The sequence below is a fragment of the Streptomyces sp. 13-12-16 genome (genome assembly GCF_002114215.1).
GTDB lineage: Bacteria > Actinomycetota > Actinomycetes > Streptomycetales > Streptomycetaceae > Streptomyces.
This window is the reverse complement of sequence record NZ_NCTE01001410.1, coordinates 1-954: the sequence shown is the minus strand read 5'-3', so window position 1 is coordinate 954 and position 954 is coordinate 1. Positions and strand designations below refer to the sequence as shown.

At 75.2% G+C, this 954-nt stretch carries 1 protein-coding gene; it reads left to right on the top strand.

Going from position 1 to position 954, the window contains the following annotated elements:
• Nucleotides 1-676 (top strand): ATP-binding protein (locus B7767_RS41770; RefSeq protein WP_256923775.1); only part of this gene is annotated, 676 nt, incomplete at its 5' end.
• Between the last annotated feature and the right edge of the window lie 278 nt (nucleotides 677-954).

Below are 954 nucleotides of genomic sequence, written 5' to 3'. Positions count from 1 at the left end.
CCCGCGGCACGCCTCGATGCCCCCGCCGCCGGACACCACCGGCCACGTGCCGCTGCCGCCCGGCGGCCCGGTCGCCATGCCCAGCCCGCCGCAGGCCCCCGCGGCACCCGATCCCGCCGGCACGATCATCGCCGTGCTGCTCATAGGCCCCGCGGGCGCCGGCAAGACGAGCGTGGCCAAGTACTGGGCGGACCACCGCCGGGTGCCGACCGCCCACATCAGCCTCGACGACGTACGCGAGTGGGTCCGCTCCGGGTTCGCCGACCCGCAGTCCGGGTGGAACGACCACTCGGAGGCGCAGTACCGGCTGGCACGCCGCACCTGCGGATTCGCGGCGCGCAACTTCCTCGCCAACGGGATCTCGTGCATCCTCGACGACGCGGTCTTCCCCGACCGGCCGGTCGTCGGTCTCGGAGGCTGGAAGCGGCACGTGGGCCCCGGCCTGCTCCCCGTGGTCCTCCTCCCCGGCCTGGACATCGTCCTCGAGCGCAACGCGGAACGCTCCGGCAACCGCCGGCTCACCGACGAGGAAGTGGCACGCATCCACGGCCGCATGGCCGGCTGGTACGGCTCGGGGCTCCCCATCATCGACAACTCCCAGCTGGACATACCGGAAACGGCCCGCATCCTGGACGACGTCCTGGCCCGCGCGATAGCGAGCCCTCCGCAGTGGTGAACGCGGGGTTCCCGTAGCCGCTTCCTCGCCGCAGCAGCCGACCGGGACGTGCCGCTCCGGCCTCAAGGCACTGGCCGGGCACACAACCCTGGGCCGCCCGCAGCCAACTGCTGTTGCCGTTGCGGGGCCGGGCCGCGGACGCCGACGGACCGGAGCGGGGTGTGGGGGCGGCGGAGCCCGTCGCTCACCTGGTCCCCACCCGGTTCACCGTGGCGGCACCGGAGGGGCGCGACCGCGGCGGGCGAGCCGCACCCCCGATGCGGCCGTCCGCGCCCCCG